At 74.6% G+C, this 1,590-nt stretch carries 1 protein-coding gene and 1 pseudogene; both read right to left on the bottom strand.

The window, feature by feature from the left end; genetic code table 11:
• Positions 1-26: 26 nt before the first annotated feature.
• Positions 27-425, bottom strand: coding sequence for a hypothetical protein (locus ABZ641_RS36645; RefSeq protein ID WP_359988864.1), 399 nt, complete (start codon positions 423-425; stop codon positions 27-29).
• Positions 422-1,590 (bottom strand): annotated as a pseudogene (locus ABZ641_RS36640) (glycosyltransferase); the annotation flags it as partial. The pseudogene ABZ641_RS36640 and the gene ABZ641_RS36645, both read right to left, overlap by 4 nt.

The following is a 1,590-nucleotide window of genomic DNA, read 5'->3' as shown; positions in this document are numbered from 1 at the left end:
AATAAATTTTTTGTGGTTAGTGTTTTTCATCGGTGGGCAATTCCTATGGGGGGGGGGGGGGGGGGGGGGGGGGGGGGCGCCCCCCCCCGCCGCGGGTAGGGCAGCACCAGCAGGGTGGTGAGGACGGCCAGCTCCACCAGCACCCGGCGGGCCGTGAAGGTGTGGGTGAGCAGCAGCGGGGCGGCGGCGACCGCGGAAAGGACGGCACTGCAGGCGACGGCGGGCACCACGGCCGCCGTCGGCGCGTACCGGGAGCGCGCGGGCCAGCGGCACCGCAGCACCAGGGCGGTGCCCGGGACGGCCAGCACGGCGACGGCGGCGAGGACGGTGCGGACGCGGCCCGCGGGCAGCACGGTGGCCGCGGCCCCGGCCCAGGCGAGGCCGGCGAGCACGCACCGCACCGCCGGACCGGCGAAGCTGTTCACGGCTGCCTCCCGGTGGGATTCTGCTGGTCGGTGCTGCCGCCGGTGCCCCACGGCGGCGCGACCTCGCCGACGACGCCGGCGGACGGCGCGGTGTACTGGTAGACCACCGCGTCGGGGCTGGTGTAGACGGCGCGGAACTCCGGTGATCCGGCCGCGAGTCCGGCCAGCCGCCGGACGGTGTCCTCGGGCAGCGCCCCGGTCAGCCGGAGGGCCTCGGCCTGGGCGCGGGTGAGCACCAGGAACGACGGCCCGGGCACCACCGGGACGGTCAGCTCGCGGCGCAGCAGCGGCAACGGGTCGGCGAGCATGATGCGCTGTTCCTCCGCCGACAGCTGGCTGAGGATCACCCGGGTGCGGTCGTCGTAGTTGAACTCGCCGCCGGGGAGGTCGCCGGTGACGGAGACGATGCGCGTGCCCGACGGGGCGTCCGCGGTGACCTGCTTCAGGGCCGCGACCTCCTGCGGGCTGAAGTAGTTCATCGCCTCCTTGCTGTAGTAGTTGCCGAACATGCCGAGGGCGAGCGCGCCCGCCGCGGCGGCGGCGAGGGCGCGGTGCAGGACGGGCCTCCGGCCGCTGCGCAGCACGACCGTGCCGGCCAGGAAGGCCGTCGCCGGGAGGACGAACAGGTAGGCGCGCAGGATCATCTCGCCGCCGTAGCTGTTGCCCAGCAGCAGCGGCAGCGGGCCGAACAGCACGGCGATCAGGCCGGTGCGGCGGACCCAGCGCTGCGAGACCAGCGCGACGACGGCGAGCAGGCCGAGCACCGCGCACATGCCGAGGGAGAGCCGGGCGACCATCGCCTGGCCGGGCGCGATGGTGCCGAACCTCAGCTGGCCCGGTGGGCGGACGTTGCTGTTGGTGGCGCTGAGGCCGGCGATCAGCTGGTTGGCGTTCTGCGCCAGGTAGCTGTGGGCGACCGTGTAGTCCCAGGCGAAGGTCATCGCGACGGCGGCGCCCAGTACCGGCAGGACGGTCCGCCGGTTGCGGCGCGGCAGGCTGAGCATGGCGAGGACGCTGATCGTCATGATCGGGGTCAGCGGGTGCGAGATCACGATGCCGGCGAGGACCACCACCGTCATGGCGTACCAGCCGAGCCAGGGTGTCCTGGCGGTGAGCGCGGTGGCCGTCGGCGGCCCCTCGGCGGCGGCCGCGGCGGCGCGCCGGG

Origin of the sequence: Kitasatospora sp. NPDC007106 (genome assembly GCF_040634455.1) — a bacterium.
In the GTDB taxonomy this organism is placed as follows: domain Bacteria; phylum Actinomycetota; class Actinomycetes; order Streptomycetales; family Streptomycetaceae; genus Kitasatospora; species Kitasatospora arboriphila.
Note: the sequence above shows the minus strand (reverse complement) of the source record. Positions and strands in the feature narration are given on the sequence as shown.